The sequence below is a fragment of the Lacticaseibacillus jixiensis genome (assembly GCF_042847315.1).
Taxonomy (GTDB): domain Bacteria; phylum Bacillota; class Bacilli; order Lactobacillales; family Lactobacillaceae; genus Lacticaseibacillus; species Lacticaseibacillus jixiensis.
Window position 1 is genome coordinate 75,597 of sequence record NZ_BAAFPR010000007.1, and the last position, 17,640, is coordinate 93,236.

Consider the following 17,640-nt stretch of genomic DNA (forward strand, 5'->3'; position numbering starts at 1 on the left):
GAGGTGCTGATGATCGATATTCAAGAATATCTAAGTCCTGATCGGTCGGCACTGCTGCCATTGCTGTTGATTGGCGATGAAGATGCGCGACAAGTCGCTTTATATATCGACTCGGGGCGCGCTTTTGTCGCTAAGCAACAAGACACGATTATTGGCGTTGTGTTGGTGATCACTGCAGAGGCTGAGACAATCGAAATCAAGAACCTTGCTGTGACGCCGGATCTGCAAGGGACAGGAATCGGCACGGCGTTAGTTGAGTTTGTCGATACGTATTATGCGCATGCGGCGACGCGGGTGATCGTGGGCACCGGGGATGCTGATGTGCAGAATATCTTGTTTTATCTCAAGCGCGGTTTTCGCTTCTACGCGGTTAAGCACGGCTTCTTTGCAGCTTACGCGACGCCGATCGTGGCCAATGGGGTCACTTTGCAAGATATGGTGATGCTTGAGAAATCTATATGAAATCGTGAAGCGCTAAATAGCGCAGCCTAGCCACCCTAAAAAGGGAGACATAGGCTGCGCTATTTATTAACCAGATTTACATTGTTTCACGTGAAACAATTTGCTCAGCTGCGTTGAATGGCGGCGACGGCTTTGCCTTTGGCCAGCTCGTCGACGACTTTATCCATCCAGCGGATCTGTTGCAACAAAGGGTCTGCGATGTTTTCCACGCGCACGCCGCACACCACGCCGGTGATCTGCTTGGCCGCCGGATTCATTGGGGCTGCGGCGAAGAATTCGCGCAAGGATTGGGTGTTATCATGCAATTCAGCGGCAGCGTAGCCAGTCAGCCAGCTCAACACCGCGTCAAGTTCTGCCACAGAACGCTTTTTACGGGTGACTTTCTGGACGTATAACGCATAAATCTTAGCGAATGGATAATCGAATACGCGCTCGTTCATAGTTTGCTCCTAGATGCCAAAAGCCGGATCATACTGCAGCTGCCCGGCTATTCCGTGCAGCGCTTGGGGGAACAGTTCTTTGATCAGGAAATACTTGGCTTCGACAGCCATGGGTGCCGTGATGCCAAAGTCTTGCGCTGGTTGGTAGCCGAAGCGTTGATAATAGTCGGGGTCGCCAAGAATCGAAATGGCGCGGCGCTCGTCTTCACCGGCTTGCACTTCCAAGTAACTGATCAAAGCCCCGCCGATGCCTTGGCCTTGATGATCTGGCAGCACCGCCAGCGGCCCCAGCACCCAAATTGGCGTACGATCAACCATCGCCCGGCTTAACATCGCCGCGCCGACCACTTGTTCATCCACTAACGCGATCACATCATAATCTGCGTTGTAGGACGGACTTTGGCGCAGGCGCGCAACCAGCTGGGCTTCGTCGCCAGAAGCGTGCGGCGCTTGGGCAAAAGCCTGCGCCACGACTTGTTGGCTGGCTTTGAGATAAGGCTTGGTGATCGGTGTGATCTGCATAGCAATCTGCCTCCAAATATTTTGCCTTTATTGTAGCACAGCGGCGATTTGGCGAATGTCATCTGGCGTGGTGCGGCAGCAGCCGCCGATGATCCTGGCGCCGGCTTGCTGCCAAGTTGGCACCGCGTCTTTAAAGCTTAAGGCGTGCGGATTCTTGTGCCAGCTCTTGTCGCTTGGGTCATAGGTGTCGCCGTTATTGGGATAAACCACCAGCGGCTTGGCTGTCAATGGTGCCAAGTGCTGCAGCGTCGGCAATACATTGGTCATTGCGGTGCAGTTGATGCCAATCGCCACCACTTGCGGCTGTGCGTTGAGAAAATCACATACTGTAGCAAAGTCACTGCCGTCACACAGCCGGTCATGGTTTTCGCCCACTGACAAGCTGACCCAAGCGGTCATGGTTGTAAATTCTGTTGCCAGCAAGTGCACCAACGCTTTGATCTCGGCGAAATTCGGCATGGTTTCCAGGGCAAAGAAGTTTACGCCAGCCGCTTGCAGCAGCTGCATGCGTTGGCGATGGAAATCCTGATAGGCACTTTCGCTTAATGTATAAGCGCCGGTGTATTCGCTGCCGTCTGCCAAGTAGGCGCCATAAGGGCCGATCGACCCGGCAATCAGCTGGTTGGGATCGGTGCGTGCTTTTTGCGCCAGGGATACCGATGCTTGGATCAACTGCGCAGAGGCGGCGTCGGCATAGCCGAGTTTGGCGAAAGCTTGCGGGTTGGCTTGATAAGAATCGGTGGTGGCGATCATCGCCCCAGCGTCGAAGTAGCTTTGGTGCACGGCGGTGACTTGTTCTGGTGCATTGATCAGCGCTTCTGCCGACCACAGCGCCGAATTGGTGTCGACGCCGCGCTTTTCCAGTTCGGTGGCCATTGCCCCATCGTTGACGAGATAAGGGTGGTGGGCAAGTAATTGAGTTAATGGATCATGCATGAGCAAAGCCGCCTTTCGCAATTTAGTCGTTACCTTAGTCGTATTTAATGTTAATCTAATTAACATGTGTGCACAACCTAATTAGAAAGCAGGCCGTTTATGACTGAAGAGAAGACCCATACCACCTTGGAACGCAAAATGGAATCGCGGCACTTATTGATGATCTCGCTAGGCGGCGTGATCGGTACCGGCTTGTTTCTCAGCTCCGGTTACACCATCCATCAAGCCGGCCCGATCGGCACCATCTTGGCTTATGGCATCGGTGCGGTGGTGGTGTATTTGGTGATGTTGTGCCTTGGCGAATTGTCTGTGGCGATGCCGGAAACCGGCTCGTTTCATGTGTATGCCGATAAATTCATCAACCCCGCCACCGGCTTCACCACAGCGATTCTGTATTGGCTGACTTGGACAGTGGCGTTAGGCTCAGAGTTCACTGCTGCCGGGTTGATCATGCGCACCTGGTTTCCGCACAGTCCCACTTGGGCCTGGAGCGCATTATTCATGGTGGTGATCTTCACGGTTAACGCTTTGTCGGTGCGCTTTTTTGCCGAGGCGGAGTTCTGGTTTTCCAGTATCAAGGTGGTCGCCATTATCGCCTTCATCGCGGTGGGGCTGTTGGCCATTGTCGGGATCATTCCGATCAAAGGCTTCCAGCACGCGCCAGGCTTGCATAATTTGGTCAAAGACGGCTGGTTCCCCACCGGTTTCAAAGGTGTGTTCACCACGATGTTAACGGTGAACTTCGCTTTCTCCGGCACCGAATTGATCGGCGTGACCGCCGGTGAAACCAAAGACCCGGCCCACAACATCCCCAAAGCCATTCACACCACGCTGTTGCGCCTGGTGATCTTCTTCATTGGCAGCATCTTCGTGATGGCGGCCTTGATTCCTTGGCAAAAAGCTGGCGTGACGCAAAGTCCTTTCGTGTTAGTGTTCAACTCGATTGGCTTGCCATATGCCGGCGATATCATGAACTTCGTGGTGCTTACGGCGATCATGTCGGCGGCCAATTCCGGCTTATATGCCTCGACGCGGATGCTGTGGTCTTTGGCCAATGAGCGCATGATCCCGCAACGCTTTGCGCAGACGAACCGCTTTGGCGTGCCTTTTGCCGCACTGTGTGTCAGCATGCTCGGCGGGATCTTGGCGCTGTTGTCCAGCGTCGTTGCTGCCGATACCGTGTATCTGGTGCTGGTGTCGATTTCCGGGCTAGCAGTGGTGATCGTGTGGATGGTGATCGCGTTGTGCGAAATCAACTTCCGCAAACAATTCCGCCAAGCAGGCCACAAAGTCAGCGAGTTAGGCTTTGTCACCCCGTGGTATCCAGTGGTGCCTTGGGCGGCGTTTATCATGAGCTTGTTGTCTTGCGTACTGATCGTCTTTGATCCCACCCAGCGTCCGTCGCTGTATTACATGGTGCCGTTTGTCTTGGCTTGTTATGCTTTCTACTACGCCCGCGAACAATGGCGCAAGCATCGGCAACGTTAAAAGGGCCGGGCCAGGGCCGCTGCGCAGCGTGGGGCAAGCGGTGGCGCAGGCGGCGCGGCCGGTTCCAACCGCGCTGAGAAACGCGCGTTTTCCACCTAAGTTTGCAGCCACGCTCGCTTTGCTCGCCTGTGTCTGCAAACTTGCCGCAATCAGCACAGCAAGCCAAGCCCAACCCGCTTGTCTTGCTGCGCTGATTGTTTCGCGGCCTGACCACCGCTTGCCCCACGCTGCTCCGCGACTCTGGCCCTACGCTAATCATGGCAGGTTAGAATTCTGGCAGCTTAACGTCTGATCGATATCAGGCCTAACCTGAACCCTACTTTGAAGGAAACGGCGCCTGCTGGGCGCGTTGTGCGGAGGTCAGATGGCGTCAGGGGTGTCGTTGTTCTTAGCGACGTAGCGCGCAGCGCGGAGTCGCTTAGAACAAGGCGCGCGGGCGAGATCCACTCGACAGGCGCAGCGTAGCGGAGTTGTCGAGTTAGCTCGCCCGCCGCCCACCCCGTTCCACGCCATCTGACCGGAGTACAACGTGACCATCAGGTACCGTTTCCGGCCGCAACCACGCAAAAAAGCTCGCGCCAATGAACAGTCGGTGCGAGCTTTTTTGTGTTGTCAGAGGTTATTTGCCAGGTACGTAGTCTTCGTCGATGACCAAAATTGGCTTGATGGTCTTGCCGGAGCGGGAATCGGCGTTGGCTTCGTTGATCTGATCGAACTTGTAGAACTTCTCAGTCTTATCGAAGTCGAACACGCCCATCTTGTAGAAGTCGATCAAGCGCGGAATGTCGATTTGCGGAATGGAATCGCCCATGTTAACACCGACGATCTTCTTGTCGTCCACGCACAAGTCGTTCCAAGTGTCGACATCGATGTGGTTAGGGGTAACGGCGATAGTGGCAGTGGTGCCGCCTTGAGCCAAGACCTTGATGGAGTTTTCCATCACAGCCGTGACCCCAGTGGTATCAACGGCCCAGTCAACACCATAGCCGCCGGTGAGATCCTTGACAGCCTTGACCACGTCCACGTCTTTGGAGTTGATGACGTCAGTGGCGCCAAGTTCCTTGGCTAAATCAAGGCGAGAATCTACGATGTCGATGCCGATGACCTTAGTGCAGCCAGAGATCCGGCCGGCCATCATGGCCGCCAAACCAACCGCGCCAGTACCAAAGACGGCGATGGTGTCGCCAGGCTTTGGTTTCAAGGTGTTCAACACCGTGCCAGAACCAGTGACGTAGCCGCAACCCAGCGGGCCGAGCTTGCGTAAGTCGAGTTCCTTAGGTACCTTGACGCAGTTGCGTTCGCGCACAACCGTGGTGGTGGTGAAGGAGCTTTGGTCGAACATGTCAGCCACGTGCTTGCCGTTTTCAGTGAAGTGGCTGCTGCCGTCTGGGCGAACGCCGGACAAGTTGTTATGTGCGTAGTTCTCACATTGTGTCGGGATCCCTTTCAAGCAGGACTTACATTGGCCGCAAGCATAGAAGGATAAGACAACATGGTCGCCTGGCTTGAATTGGGTAACTTCTGGGCCGACTTTCTCAACGATCCCGGAGCCTTCATGGCCTAAGACAATCGGGTAGTCGATTACGGCATCGCCGATGCGCAGTGCTTCATCAGAGTGGCAGATACCTGAAGCCACCATATGGATCTGCACGTCATCGGGACCCATTTCACATAATTCAATATCGTCTTTAATTTCAAAATCCGCATTTTGTTCTTGAACAACAGCTGCTTTGATCTTCATCGATAACACGCTCCGGTGTAAGATTTTTACAATGTTGATTATTTCACAAAACTCGTCAAAGGCAAGCGCTTTCAGGAAATTGTCTCAAGGACCTGTGGATGTGTTTCAGAAGGCATTGGGTGAAACTGTTATGGTCAAGACCATGGGATTTGCTTAGATAACCTATTATTTATTGCTGTATTAAACAGGTTTTTCAGCAACACAAATACCCGCAACGCAGAAGTTGCGGGTATTTGTGTTGCGTTCATTCAAATAATTGCGCAGGATCGGCGAAGACGCCGGCTTTTTGGGTGACGAGCTTGCGATCTTCTTTAGGGGTGTGGCCGAATTTATCGGTGTATTTATGATAGAAGAAGCTGCGGTTGGAGATGCCCACTTGTGAGCAAACGCTGGAAATTGCCTGGTCGGTGGTTTGAATCAATTCGCGCGCACGGATCAGGCGCTCTTCAGTCAAGGCTTGGCTGAAGGTTTTGCCGACTTCATGCCGGAATAAGTTGCCTAAGTAGTTCTTATTATAGGCGTAACTTTCAGCCAGGCTTTCCAAGGTGATGGTCGCATAATGCTGGCGGATGTCGTCGAGCATGCGAATGGCGATTTTCTGGCTAGGGGAAGTGTGCTTGGCTTGCACGTGGTAATTGCGGATCAGCTTGGCGATCAAGATGGTCAAGCTGGCTTGGATGATGGTGTCGGAGAAATCATCAGGTTGGTAATATTCTTCAATCAAGGAATCAATGGTGGTTTGGATCGACTGGTTGTCATGCGCGGAGAATAGGATATATTGCATATCTTTGGTTTGCGAATCCACGCGGTTGAGCAAGAAGTCGTACAGCACACTTTTGGTACTGTGGATCTGATTCAACAAGTCCAAAGAAATGTTTCGATCGCGAAACAAGATATTGATCAATAAGTCGTTTTCGCCAGCGGCGCCGATGGAATGCGTCGATCCAGTATCCAGCAACAACACGTCGCCTTCGGACAAGGTGAGTTCTTGGCCGTTGACGATTTCGGTGACATGGCCGCGCAGCATATAGTTGATTTCCAAGAACTGATGGGTATGTTCCGGATACGGGGCGAAGCGGTTGTGCTTAGAGATGAAAATGTTGCGGTTGCGAAAGAAGTAATCGTTTAATACCGGCACTTTATTGGCGGTGCTGGATTCTAAATCGATCGCATCAGGCGGGATATCGTCAGAGACAGTATGTGAGCGTTTCTGCTGGATCTCCACTGGGGTGAGTGCTTGTAATTTCTTGAATACGCTTAGCTCCATTTGTGGCCTCCTGTGATTTTGTTCCAAAATGGCTTATAATTTGACATTGCTAGCATAACATGAAAACGGTTTAATGGTAAGCGACAAGGGGAATCATGGATGATATACAGGTTGTTACCTGGCCACGTTTGAAAGAATCTATGTGGCGGAAAATGTAAAACTGGTAGTTATTCTAAACACGAGGTGAGAAGCATGCATGCATATGTTGCCGTTGATATCGGCGCCAGCTCTGGGCGGCTGATTTTAGCCACTAAAGTTGCTGGCAAGCTGCAGCTTGAAGAAGTCCACCGCTTCAAGAATGGTTTTGCAATGGCGGATGGCCATGAACGTTGGCAAATCGACCGCTTGATCAATGAGATCTTCACCGGCTTACAGAAGATCAAAGCACGAGGGATCGACTCAGTACGACTGGGCATCGACACTTGGGCGGTAGATTACGTCTTAGTCGGTGAAGACGGCAAGAAGCTTAAAGATCCGATTTCCTATCGCGACAACCGCACCGATCACGCCATCGACGAGTTGTGCTCCGATCTGCCTAAGCAGTACATCTATGAGAAAACCGGCATTCAGTTCCTCAACTTCAACACGCTGTATCAGCTGTATCGCGAAGATCGCAGCGAGTTGAAGCAAACCGATAAGATCTTGATGATTCCAGATTATATCGGGTATGTCCTCACCGGCAACGCAGTCACTGAAGTCACCAATGCTTCCACCACTCAGATGCTTAACTTGCGCCAAGGGTTGTTCGACAAAGACTTGATGAACAAGGTGCAGGTGCGCCAAGACCAATTCCCAAAACTGGTTGAAGCCGGCACCAGCCTCGGCAAGCTGAAGGCTGACTGGTATGACAAATATGATTTGCCAGAAACTGAAGTCATCACCGTGGCCACCCATGATACCGCCAGCGCGGTGGTGGGCACACCAGGCAAAGGCGAGCACTGGGCGTTCTTGAGCTCAGGCACTTGGTCGCTGTTAGGCGCTGAGTTGAACACCCCGGAGAATGGGCTTGCCGCATATGCGGAGAATTATACCAACGAATGGGGCGCATATGGCACTTACCGTTTCTTAAAGAACATCATGGGCATGTGGATTGTGCAGTGCATCAAGCGCGACTACCATGACCAATATAGTTTCCCAGAATTGGCGGCAATGGCGACTAAAGCCACGCCGATGCAGCTGTTTATCGATGTCAACGATGAGCGCTTCACCAATCCAGACAATATGATTACAGCGATTCAAGATTACGCACGAGCCACCGGCCAATTCGTACCAGAAACGCCAGGCCAACTGGTGCGGGCCGTGTATGATAACTTAGCTTTGTATTATGCCGATTCGATCCATAAGTTGGAGAAGATCATCGACAAGTCCATTGACACCTTAAACATTGTCGGCGGCGGCGCCAATGTTGCCTTGCTTGATCAGCTGACAGCTGATCTGGCTGGGGTCACCGTGGTGGCAGGCCCTAGTGAAGCCACTGCGGTGGGCAATATCATCGTGCAAATGATCCAAGCCGGGGATGTCAAAGATGTTGCGGCAGGCCGGCAATTGATCGCAGATTCTTTTGATCTAAAGACTTACCAGCCGGATTTGCATGTTGATCCGAACTTGTTGAGCAAATATCGGGCCTTCATGGCCAGAAAAGAGGTGCACGCATGAAGCGTATCGCCCAAGTGATGTATATCAATCCAGGTTGCTATGATGAATACGCCAAGCGCCACGCCGAGATCTGGCCGGAAATGAAGGAAGCTTTGAAGGCTCACGGCGCCACAAATTATTCCATTTACCTCAATCGGGAGAATGGCCAAACCTTGGCTTATCTGGAAGTGCCAGATGTTGAAGCTTACAACGCCATCGCCAACACTGAAGTTTGCAAGAAGTGGTGGCATTACATGAAGCCGATCATGAAAACCAACCCAGATGAAAGCCCGGTGGCGCTGGATCTGGAGGAAGTATTCCACCTAGATTAACCCCAGAGCGCAGCAAAGTGAACTTAGCGATGCGTATAAGACAGCCTGAGTCAATGGCGGTCTTGGCCATAGACTCAGGATGGCTTATACACAATCGCGTTGCTTTGCGGAGCTCGACGAGACCCCAGAGCGCAGCAGCCCGCATTTAGCGGCTGATATAAGACGGGATGACGTTTGGGCGCACTTGGCCCAAGCGGCGTCACGACTTATATCCTGCCGCGTTGGGCTGCGGAGCTCGACGAAACCCAAAGCGTTCTTAATAACAAAAATCGTAAATTCCTAAAAGGAGTAAAACTCATGGTTAAAAAACAATCAGTTGATGAAGCCTATGCAGTTGCTAAAGACCGCTACGCTGAACTCGGCGTTGATACAGAAGCTGCAATGGCTGCATTAAAGAAAATCGCCTTATCGATCCACTGCTGGCAAGGCGATGACGTGCGCGGGTTCTTGAATCCAGACGCAGAACTTACCGGTGGCATCGGCGTATCTGGTAATTATCCAGGTGTTGCCCGCACCCCAGACGAATTGACCCAAGACCTCGACAAGGCGTTATCCTTGATCCCAGGCACCCATAAAGTTGCCTTGCACGCCTTCTACGCGGTGCCTAAAGACGGCAAGAAGAAAGACTTCAACGACATCAAGCCAGAAGACTTCGACTATTGGATCGATTGGGCCAAGCAGGCCGGCGTAGGGTTGGACTTTAACGGAACGTTCTTCTCCCATCCCAATGTCAAAGACAACATGACGCTTTCTTCACCAGATCCAAAGATTCGCGAATACTGGATCCAACATGGTAAGTTGGCCCGTGAAATTGCCAACTACATTGGCGAAAAGCTCGGCCAGAAGGTCATTAACAACTTATGGATCCCAGATGGCTTCAAGGACAACCCAATCGACAAGCGCACACCGCGTGAACGCCTGATCGCCAGCCTTGATGAAATCGAAAAAACGCCATATCCAGAAAAGAATATGGACGACGCCTTTGAAGGCAAGCTGTTCGGGGCGCCTGGCATCGAATCTTATACCACAGGTTCGCATTTGTTCTACAACAACTACGCGCTGACCCGCAACAAGCTGTGGACGATCGACGCCGGACACTTCCATCCTACAGAAGACGTTTCCGACAAGTTCTCAGCCTTTCTGCCATTTGCCAAGAAAGACATCTACATGCACGTTTCACGTCCGGTACGTTGGGATTCTGATCACGTGGTCATCATGGATGACGCCTTGATTCGCATCGCCCGTTCCATCGTGCGTGATGGCTACTTGGATCGCATCCATGTCGGCTTGGACTTCTTTGATGCCACGATCAACCGCATCGCCGCTTGGGTCGTTGGTGCTCGCGCCACCCAGAAGGCCTTGCTAATGGCCTTGCTTGAACCAACCCAACAGCTTAAAGACGCTGAATACGCCGCAGACTTCACCACTCGTTTGGCAGAAACAGAAGAGTTAAAGTCTTATCCATTCGGTGCTGTTTGGGACAAGTTCTGCCAAGAACAAGGCACTCCGGTTGGCTTAGACTGGCTGTCTGATTTGCGCCAGTATGAAAAAGATGTGCAACTCAAGCGGTAATCAAAAACCAGAGCGGAGCGGCGCGCCACGCAGCTCGACGATCCAATCGCGCAACATCCCGCATTTTACTCATCCAATTGTTAAACAATACATTTAAGAAGGAAGTTTATTGCTCATGTCTAATGAAACGTTTATGAACCCAGAATTTGCACCGGCTTTCGTTGATTCGCCATATGTCCGTCAAATGTGCAAAGTCACCAACGGTTTATACACCCATGGCTGGGACGAACGTAACGGCGGTAACGTCTCCTACCGCTTGCTGCCAGAAGAAGTCGCACCATATATCGACTGCCACAAAGTACTGCGCAATCTGCCAATCGATTTTGACGCCAGCGCTTTGAAGGGTCAGTTGTACTTGGTTACTGGGACCGGCCGTTACTTCAAGAATGTCAAGGACTTCCCAGAACGCGATACCGGTTTGGTCCGCATCGCCGAAGACGGCCATTCTGTTGACTTGCTGTGGGGCTTCAACGACGGCGGCCAGCCGACTAGTGAATTCCCAGCGCACTTGATGACGCATGAAGTGCGCCAGAAGTTCGATGCTAACGAGCGCGTTGTGATGCACTGCCACCCAACCAACCTCATCGCCATGAGCTTCACCTTACCGCTTGATGCCAAAGTCTTCTCACGGCTCTTGTGGAAGATGCAAGCTGAATCTGTTGTGGTCTTCCCTGAAGGCGTTGGTGTGATCCCGTACATGACGCCAGGCACCAACGAAATTGGTGAAGCCACTGCTGAACAAATGAACAAGTTCCGTTTGGTATTGTGGCCACAACACGGCATCTTTGGTGCCGGCGACTCCATCGACGAAACTTTCGGCTTGATCGAAACTGCTGAAAAAGCGGCCTTGATCTACTCCACTGTTCAAGCGCAAGGCGGCAAGTTCGTCAACGAAATCACGGACCAAAACCTCAAAGACCTTGCAGCCCGTTTCTCCATTACCCCAAACCCAGACTTTATCGATGGTGAATCTTTAATTAAGTAAGCTGCCACTTACTCATCCCTTAGCGTATTCGCGGTTCGAGTTTTCTCGAACCGCGTTTTTTTTCCCAAAGCGAATTTAGCGATGCGTATAAGGCGGGATGACGCTTGGGCGTACTTGGCCCAAGTGGCGTCACGACTTATACACAATCGCGTTGCTTTGCGCAGCTCGACGAAAAAACCAGAGCGAAGCAAAGCGTTCTTAGCGGGTCAATTAGCCTAGTCCTTGCACTTGTGGCGTTCTTTGCCGCGAGTGCGAGGGCGTAGCTAATTGCACCCGCGTTGGGCTGTGCAGCGCGATAAGTTCCTGCACAACAAAACAAGCCTGCCAAGCGTTGAATTGCTTGGCAGGCTTGTGTTTATCGGCGAGAAAAATACGCTTTAGCGATTGTCGTACTCATCGTTTGCTTGCGTGTTAGCAGCTTTGACGGAAACGTCCACGTCGTTAAGCTGCAAGTCATTAACCGCAACGATATGACCAAATTCATGGGCTTGCAGCGACACATGCTCAAATTGGATGTTGGTCATCGGCTTCTCAGGCAAAGCCACCAGGTCAAAGGCCCGTGCCGGCAGTGCGTAATCTGGCGTCAAGGTCGCCGTGACGTTCTTGACGGTGATGTTTTGCACTTGGGTGATGCGTTGGTCTTCTGGGATCTGGGCGGCCACTGCGCGCCAAGCAGCCGGCTTGTCAGCTAAGTCCACGGCGGTTTTGTGGTTATATTGGTTGTGCCAAGTCAAGATCCAAGAGAAGGGAAATTGGACGTTGGTCATGGTGAGGTCTTCGGCGATGATGTCTTCGATCACGCCGCCGCGGTCAACGGCTGACTTCATGCGGAAGCCGCAGCCGGAGTTTTCAAAATTCATGTCGTGGATGTGGATGTCGCGAATCGAGCCGGAGACTTCACTGCCAATGGTGACGCCATAGCCGGAGTGGATCTGGCAGTGGTCGATTTCAATGTGTTGGCTGGGCTTGTTGACGCGCAAACCATCACCGTCACGACCGGACTTAATGGCGATGCAATCGTCGCCGCAAGCCAAGGAGCAGTCATGGATACGCACATTCGTTGAGGAATCAACGTCGATGCCATCAGTGCTGGGACCGTTGGATTCCTGGACGGTAACGTGCTGCACCTCGACTTGATCACAATACGTCAGCTGCAAGTTCCAAAAGCCCGCGCGCTGGAAGGTCAAGTCTTTGATGGTTAAGTTGCAACACGACTGCACCAGCATTGAGCGCACGCGCTTGATGTCGTAATCGGCGATCCAGCGCAAGTCTTTGGCGTCATACTCGGCGCGCATACCGCCTTGTTGATCTTCGCCCCAATACTTCGCCCACCAGAATGGGCCGTTGCCGTCAAGGACGCCAGGGCCGCAAATCGTGACGTCTTGCAAGTTCAATAGGTTCAAGATCGCTGACGGCCAGTTCATTTCCACCCCAGCGACCCGCGCGAAGCGTTCAGGGAACTGGGTGATATCAGTGGTAGCCAGCAACTTGGCGCCTGCATCAAAAGCCAGCGTCATATGTGAGTGCAGAAACAGCGCCCCGGTGAGATAAGTACCAGCGGGAATGCGCACCGTGCCTTGGGCTGCGGCGGCATTGATCGCTTGTTGAATCGCTTGGGTAGCTAAGCGGGTACCGGTGTTGTCGGCGCCGTAATCGAGAACATTGATCGTTGTCATGAGAGACCTCCTGATTAGATGATAATGTTTTGATGAAAACGTAACCATTAACTGCTGTCTCAAGTTTAGCATCTTGTGATTTTACTTACAATTTGTTGTGTGGAGATTTGTGCAACAAATTATGGTCCATTCAGGACATTTTCACAGTTTTCGAGATATCGACTAAACAATAATCGATAAAAAACGTTTCATCTCGGAATTATATCACTAATCTCATGGCTGCAGAGGGTGATGAGATAAACGTAGTTGAGTACGTATTGAGTAACACATCAGGGCCGACCTGTGAATTTGTCTCATTGACATCAGATATTGCCATTGCCGAAGTTGTGAAATAGTTATTAAATAATACTTGTAAGCGATTGCGAGAGCAGCACACAACAGAAAGATTGAGGTGTATGTTATGGCATATAAGAAAGAAGAAGTCGAAGCCAAGATCGACCTCTTGATCGATAACGAGATTCATCTAAGCGATCCCACCGGCGAATTCTTCGTCAAGGTTGCAGATGGTTCCCTGATCGACAACAAGAGTTTCGACTTCTGGGAATGGACGTCAGGCGTTGGGTTGTACGGGATGATGAAGTATTATCAACTCAGCCGCAAGCCTGAAGTATTAGCAACGATCAAGGATTGGTTCGATCGTCACTTGGCACAACCACCAGTTGAGAAGAACATCAACACCATGGTTCAGATGTTAACGCTGGCATACTTATACGAAGAAACTGGCGACAAGTCCTACCTGCCACATTTGGAAGCTTGGGGCGACTGGTTGTACTACCGCCTGCCGCGTACTGAAAAAGGCGGCTTCCAACATGTCACATATGGGGATCTCAACCCAGACGAAATGTGGGCCGACACGTTGATGATGAGTGTGTTGACGCTCACAAAGCTTGGCAAGACCTTGAACAAGCCGGAGTACATCGAAGAAGCCAAGAAGCAAGTGCTGTTGCACATTCAATTCTTGCAAGACAAGAAAACCGGCTTATGGTTCCATGGTTGGAGCTTCTTGCGGCGTGACAACTTCGCCGGTGCCTTCTGGGGCCGCGGGAATTCTTGGATCACCATTGCCTTCCCAGAGCTGCTCAACTTATGGGATCTGCCAAAAGGCGACGCATTGCGTGATTTTGTCATCATGAACTTGCAATACCAAATCGACGCCTTAAAGAAGTACCAAGACGAAAAGACTGGCTTGTGGCACACGTTGATCGACGATCCATCTAGTTATTTGGAAGGTTCTGCGACTGCCGGTTTCACTTATGGCATCTTGAAGTCTGTGCATGATCACTACATCGATCCGTCGTATCGTGATGTTGCGCTTAAAGGCGTTAAGGCCTTGTTTGACAACATCGACGAAGATGGCGGCTTGGCCCGGACTTCTGGTGGTACCCCAATGGGCGAAACCAAAGACTTCTACAACCACGTCAAGACTTCATCAATGCCTTATGGCCAGTCGATGGCTGAATTGGCATTAACTGAGTACCTCAAAGAATTCTATTAAACTCGTATTTCATCAGCAATTATTAAACAGCATCCCGCCGCGGCAACGGCGACGATGTATTTAACACTAAGGTGCATGAGCCCCGCTTAAATCGGGCTATGCGTACCGAAAATAAATTAAGGGGAATCAATCATGAAAGACAAGGACACTACCGCGGCTGAAGCCGCTGCCGGCCTGAAAATGGTCAAGACCAATGCCCACCCGTTTAACTGGGTCGATAAGATCGGTTATGCGTTTGGGGACCTTGGCAACTGTTTCATCTTAGGCTTGGTCAACAGTTTCTTGACCATCTATTACACTAACGCATTAGGGATCTCCGGTGCCGTCGTCGGGATGTTATTCCTGAGTGCACGGTTCATCGATGCTTTCGCCGATGTCACTGTGGGCCGCTTGGCCGATATCACACCGTTAACTAAGAACGGACGCTTCCGTCCGTGGATCAAGTGGGTCAAGTACCCATTCACCATCATCACGGTCATCTTGTTCCTGCCATTTGTTAAAGACTGGAACATGGGCTTGCGTGTTGTTTACATCTTCATCACTTACTTGGTATATGGGATCTTGAACTCTTGCATCAACATCCCTTATGGTTCCATGGCTTCTGCGATTTCCAGTGATCCTAACGATCGTGCCAGCTTGTCCACTTGGCGTTCGATCGGCAGTGCCGTCGGTGGTGCGACTACCGGCTTTATGATTCCACTGCTGGTTTACTCCAAGAACGCAGCTGGTCAACAAACTGTTTCTGCTAACCGTTTCTTCATGGTTTCCATCATCTGCGCTGTGATCGCGTTTGCTTGCTACAACGTGATCTATCGCATGACGACTGAACGTGTTCAAGTTGAAAAGACTGAGAAAGTTTCTGCTAAGAAGCTGCTCAAGGGCTTAGTTACCAACAAAGCCTTAATGGCCTTGGTTTTCGCTGATTTCTTCTTGGTTATCAACCAGAACTTGTCTGGGACTTTAGCCACTTACATGTTCACTGACTACTTCCGCAACAAGCAGGCTTTATCTATCGCTTTGCTGTTCACTTACGGGACTGTCGTGGTATTGGCACCTTTTGCCACCAAACTCATCAAGAACTTTGGTAAGAAGGAAGCTTCTATTGCTTGCTTGGCCTTCGGGGCGGCAATGTACTTGCTGATGTACTTCATGCACATCACTAACCCATGGCTGTACTTGGTGCTTTTGTTCTTAGCTACCTTGGGTTCTGGGATGTTCAACCTGATGGTTTGGGCATTCATCACCGATGTTATCGACTATCACCAATACCTCACGGGTTTTCGTGAAGACGGTACTGTGTATGGTGTTAACTCCTTTGCTCGTAAGTGCGCGCAAGCCGTTGGTGGTGGCTTAGGCGGCTTCATGTTGACTGCGATCGGCTATGTTTCTTCCACAACTGGTGGTGCCGAACAGTCTGCTGCAGTTATCCAACGAATCTACATGATCGGGAACTTGATTCCTGCCGGGTGCATGATTTTAGGCGGCTTGACGCTGATCCTCTTCTACCCATTGAGCAGAAAGCGGATCAACTATGTTGACGCTGAATTAGCTAAGCGCCGCGCTGAAGAAGAAGCGAACGACTAATCGCCGCTTCGCACATTGAGGGAGTGAGTGTTATGGCCAAAAAAGAAGAAGTACAACTGGATCCAGAGAAGTTTGCTTATACCGTTGTCGGTGCCTATCAACCTGACGAAGCAGATGACCTCAAGGCTTCCAAGAAGATCTTGAAGCGTTACTTAAGCGCCTACTTCTTGGCTCAAGAGTTCAACAAGCTGGAGACTCATCAATTTGAGGCAAACTCAGGCATGGACTACAGCTTACTGGCCCAAGCGCTAGACAGCATCAAGTCCAGCCGGACGTTGTGATCAGACAAGTCTAGCCACAATTCAAGCGTCTTCGCGCCGTCGCCGGCAATGGCCTCGGAGCGGAGACGTTTGTATTTCTAAGCCCATGGGCCGCACGAGTATAATGAATTTAATGATCAAAATGGAGGGAATACTATGCGTTATGATTTCGGGTTCCGCGGGCATGATCTGCCTGTTCAAGATGATATTGCAGGCATCGCAGCCGCTGCACAAAAGCGCGGCATCCACACCTTGCAATTTGCCTTGCCGCTGTCTTTGCCGACTTTAACCGATCACGGTAACAAGATCTCTGAAGGCTTAGGCAATTACGTCCGGCGGGTCTTTGCTGATCACGGCGTGGCAGTAGGGATCTTGAGCTGTTATGTGAATATGATCGATCCCGATCAGCAAGCACGCAAGGCCGCACTGGATCGGTTAAAGACATACTTAGGCATGGCGCCGGCATTTGGCACGCGGCTCGTGGCGACTGAAACCGGGTCAGTAGTTGCAGGTTTTCCGTACACCGAGAAGAACTTCACCCAGCAGCCATTAGATGACTTAGTCGAATCGGTGAAAACAGTGCTGCCGGCTGCCAATGCCGCCGGGACATATTTGGCACTTGAACCGGGGGCGAACCATCCGCTGTATACGCTGGATCGCACCGCGGAGTTATTGGCGCATTTTGCTGATGAACCGAACTTGAAGCTGATCATTGATCCAGCCAACTTGTTGCTGCCAGGTCAACATGACGAAGAAGGCATCTTGAAGGAGGCCTTCGAGCGCTTCGGTGAACGCATCGTGGCGGTGCATATCAAGGACTACCAGTGGACGCCAGATGCGCCGCGCTTGATCAAAACCGTGGTGCCAGGCCAAGGTGTGCAAGATATTCAGCCGCTGATCGATATCGCCGAACATTATCAGCCGTTTGGTATCAAATGCTTAGACGAATTGGAACCTGCTCATATCGACGAAGCCTTGGCCACGCCGGTTGTGCAACAGTATCAATAAGCTGGTCGGGGCCGGCCAGGTCTTGCTGCGCGTCGCGGGAAAAGTGGCGGCGCAGGCGGCGCGGCCGGTTCCAACCGCGCTGAAGGGCGCGCGTTTTCCACCTAATTTATGAGCCAGGCGCTCGCTGCGCTCACCTGCCTGTCTCATAAATTGCCGCGATCAGCACAGCAAGCCTTGCACAACCCGCAAGTCTCACTGTGCTGATCGTTTCGCGGCCTGACCACCGCTTTTCCCACG

16 protein-coding genes are annotated in these 17,640 nt (G+C 51.5%); 10 read left to right on the plus strand and 6 right to left on the minus strand.

Annotated features, from left to right (window positions below):
• Nucleotides 1–9 precede the first annotated feature (9 nt).
• The gene (locus ACGG90_RS06230) at nucleotides 10–462 is read left to right on the plus strand and encodes a GNAT family N-acetyltransferase (protein ID WP_390407183.1); all 453 of its coding nucleotides are present in this window, start codon (nucleotides 10–12) and stop codon (nucleotides 460–462) included.
• Between the two features lie 104 nt (nucleotides 463–566).
• Here ACGG90_RS06230 and ACGG90_RS06235 read toward each other — a convergent pair whose 3' ends face one another.
• From ACGG90_RS06235 to mmuM, 3 genes are read right to left on the minus strand one after another with little or no spacing between them, the layout of a single operon-like run.
• Nucleotides 567–902 (minus strand): DUF2200 family protein, encoded by a 336-nt coding sequence (locus tag ACGG90_RS06235; RefSeq protein ID WP_390407185.1) that lies wholly within the window; start codon nucleotides 900–902, stop codon nucleotides 567–569.
• A gap of 9 nt (nucleotides 903–911) precedes the next feature.
• Entirely contained in the window at nucleotides 912–1,424 is a 513-nt protein-coding gene (locus tag ACGG90_RS06240) for a GNAT family N-acetyltransferase (RefSeq protein ID WP_390407188.1), read from the minus strand.
• A gap of 27 nt (nucleotides 1,425–1,451) precedes the next feature.
• Nucleotides 1,452–2,360, minus strand: coding sequence for a homocysteine S-methyltransferase (gene mmuM / locus ACGG90_RS06245; RefSeq protein WP_390407191.1), 909 nt, complete (start codon nucleotides 2,358–2,360; stop codon nucleotides 1,452–1,454).
• A 99-nt stretch (nucleotides 2,361–2,459) separates the two neighbouring features.
• On the opposite strand from mmuM, the gene ACGG90_RS06250 reads away from it, so the two are divergent.
• Entirely contained in the window at nucleotides 2,460–3,848 is a 1,389-nt protein-coding gene (locus ACGG90_RS06250; RefSeq protein ID WP_390407194.1) for an amino acid permease, read from the plus strand.
• 619 nt (nucleotides 3,849–4,467) lie between these two features.
• Here the strand turns inward: ACGG90_RS06250 and ACGG90_RS06255 are convergent.
• Both ACGG90_RS06255 and ACGG90_RS06260 read right to left on the minus strand, forming a co-directional pair.
• Nucleotides 4,468–5,589 (minus strand): NAD(P)-dependent alcohol dehydrogenase, encoded by a 1,122-nt coding sequence (locus ACGG90_RS06255; protein ID WP_390407197.1) that lies wholly within the window; start codon nucleotides 5,587–5,589, stop codon nucleotides 4,468–4,470.
• A 244-nt stretch (nucleotides 5,590–5,833) separates the two neighbouring features.
• The gene (locus ACGG90_RS06260) at nucleotides 5,834–6,856 is read right to left on the minus strand and encodes an AraC family transcriptional regulator (RefSeq protein WP_390407200.1); all 1,023 of its coding nucleotides are present in this window, start codon (nucleotides 6,854–6,856) and stop codon (nucleotides 5,834–5,836) included.
• Between the two features lie 192 nt (nucleotides 6,857–7,048).
• Here ACGG90_RS06260 and rhaB point away from each other — a divergent pair, with 192 nt between their 5' ends.
• From rhaB to rhaD, 4 genes are all read left to right on the plus strand, one after another.
• The gene (rhaB, locus tag ACGG90_RS06265; RefSeq protein ID WP_390407202.1) at nucleotides 7,049–8,512 is read left to right on the plus strand and encodes a rhamnulokinase; all 1,464 of its coding nucleotides are present in this window, start codon (nucleotides 7,049–7,051) and stop codon (nucleotides 8,510–8,512) included.
• A complete protein-coding gene (gene rhaM / locus ACGG90_RS06270) occupies nucleotides 8,509–8,823 on the plus strand; it encodes an L-rhamnose mutarotase (RefSeq protein WP_390407205.1) in 315 nt (104 codons plus the stop codon). Before rhaB ends, rhaM begins: the two co-directional genes overlap by 4 nt.
• 297 nt (nucleotides 8,824–9,120) lie before the next feature.
• Nucleotides 9,121–10,395 carry an L-rhamnose isomerase gene (locus ACGG90_RS06275; RefSeq protein ID WP_390407208.1) on the plus strand — a complete coding sequence of 425 codons (1,275 nt, stop codon included), beginning with the start codon at nucleotides 9,121–9,123 and terminating at the stop codon, nucleotides 10,393–10,395.
• 115 nt (nucleotides 10,396–10,510) lie between these two features.
• Entirely contained in the window at nucleotides 10,511–11,380 is an 870-nt protein-coding gene (rhaD, locus tag ACGG90_RS06280) for a rhamnulose-1-phosphate aldolase (protein WP_390407210.1), read from the plus strand.
• Between the two features lie 377 nt (nucleotides 11,381–11,757).
• Here the strand turns inward: rhaD and ACGG90_RS06285 are convergent, their stop codons facing one another.
• Complete coding sequence (locus tag ACGG90_RS06285; protein ID WP_390407213.1) at nucleotides 11,758–13,056, minus strand: glycoside hydrolase family 28 protein; 1,299 nt, start codon at nucleotides 13,054–13,056, stop codon at nucleotides 11,758–11,760.
• A 400-nt stretch (nucleotides 13,057–13,456) separates the two neighbouring features.
• Between ACGG90_RS06285 and ACGG90_RS06290 the strand changes: the two genes are divergently transcribed.
• The 4 genes from ACGG90_RS06290 to ACGG90_RS06305 all read left to right on the plus strand — a co-directional run bounded on the left by ACGG90_RS06290 (nucleotide 13,457) and on the right by ACGG90_RS06305 (nucleotide 17,403).
• A complete protein-coding gene (locus tag ACGG90_RS06290) occupies nucleotides 13,457–14,551 on the plus strand; it encodes a glycoside hydrolase family 88/105 protein (protein WP_390407216.1) in 1,095 nt (364 codons plus the stop codon).
• A 132-nt stretch (nucleotides 14,552–14,683) separates the two neighbouring features.
• Nucleotides 14,684–16,135, plus strand: coding sequence for an MFS transporter (locus ACGG90_RS06295; RefSeq protein WP_390407217.1), 1,452 nt, complete (start codon nucleotides 14,684–14,686; stop codon nucleotides 16,133–16,135).
• Nucleotides 16,136–16,167: 32 nt separating this feature from the next.
• Nucleotides 16,168–16,416 carry a hypothetical protein gene (locus ACGG90_RS06300; protein WP_390407220.1) on the plus strand — a complete coding sequence of 83 codons (249 nt, stop codon included), beginning with the start codon at nucleotides 16,168–16,170 and terminating at the stop codon, nucleotides 16,414–16,416.
• A 135-nt stretch (nucleotides 16,417–16,551) separates the two neighbouring features.
• Nucleotides 16,552–17,403 (plus strand): sugar phosphate isomerase/epimerase family protein, encoded by an 852-nt coding sequence (locus ACGG90_RS06305; RefSeq protein WP_390407224.1) that lies wholly within the window; start codon nucleotides 16,552–16,554, stop codon nucleotides 17,401–17,403.
• Nucleotides 17,404–17,640 lie beyond the last annotated feature (237 nt).

Coding starts and splice junctions, on each gene's coding strand:
- ACGG90_RS06300 (WP_390407220.1), top strand. CDS start 16,168: ATGGCCAAAAAAGAAGAAGTACAACTGGATCCAGAGAAGTTTGCTTAT.
- ACGG90_RS06255 (WP_390407197.1), bottom strand. CDS start 5,589: ATGAAGATCAAAGCAGCTGTTGTTCAAGAACAAAATGCGGATTTTGAA.
- mmuM (WP_390407191.1), bottom strand. CDS start 2,360: ATGCATGATCCATTAACTCAATTACTTGCCCACCACCCTTATCTCGTC.
- ACGG90_RS06305 (WP_390407224.1), top strand. CDS start 16,552: ATGCGTTATGATTTCGGGTTCCGCGGGCATGATCTGCCTGTTCAAGAT.
- ACGG90_RS06275 (WP_390407208.1), top strand. CDS start 9,121: ATGGTTAAAAAACAATCAGTTGATGAAGCCTATGCAGTTGCTAAAGAC.
- ACGG90_RS06230 (WP_390407183.1), top strand. CDS start 10: ATGATCGATATTCAAGAATATCTAAGTCCTGATCGGTCGGCACTGCTG.
- rhaM (WP_390407205.1), top strand. CDS start 8,509: ATGAAGCGTATCGCCCAAGTGATGTATATCAATCCAGGTTGCTATGAT.
- ACGG90_RS06290 (WP_390407216.1), top strand. CDS start 13,457: ATGGCATATAAGAAAGAAGAAGTCGAAGCCAAGATCGACCTCTTGATC.
- ACGG90_RS06295 (WP_390407217.1), top strand. CDS start 14,684: ATGAAAGACAAGGACACTACCGCGGCTGAAGCCGCTGCCGGCCTGAAA.
- rhaB (WP_390407202.1), top strand. CDS start 7,049: ATGCATGCATATGTTGCCGTTGATATCGGCGCCAGCTCTGGGCGGCTG.
- ACGG90_RS06240 (WP_390407188.1), bottom strand. CDS start 1,424: ATGCAGATCACACCGATCACCAAGCCTTATCTCAAAGCCAGCCAACAA.
- ACGG90_RS06250 (WP_390407194.1), top strand. CDS start 2,460: ATGACTGAAGAGAAGACCCATACCACCTTGGAACGCAAAATGGAATCG.
- ACGG90_RS06285 (WP_390407213.1), bottom strand. CDS start 13,056: ATGACAACGATCAATGTTCTCGATTACGGCGCCGACAACACCGGTACC.
- ACGG90_RS06235 (WP_390407185.1), bottom strand. CDS start 902: ATGAACGAGCGCGTATTCGATTATCCATTCGCTAAGATTTATGCGTTA.
- ACGG90_RS06260 (WP_390407200.1), bottom strand. CDS start 6,856: ATGGAGCTAAGCGTATTCAAGAAATTACAAGCACTCACCCCAGTGGAG.
- rhaD (WP_390407210.1), top strand. CDS start 10,511: ATGTCTAATGAAACGTTTATGAACCCAGAATTTGCACCGGCTTTCGTT.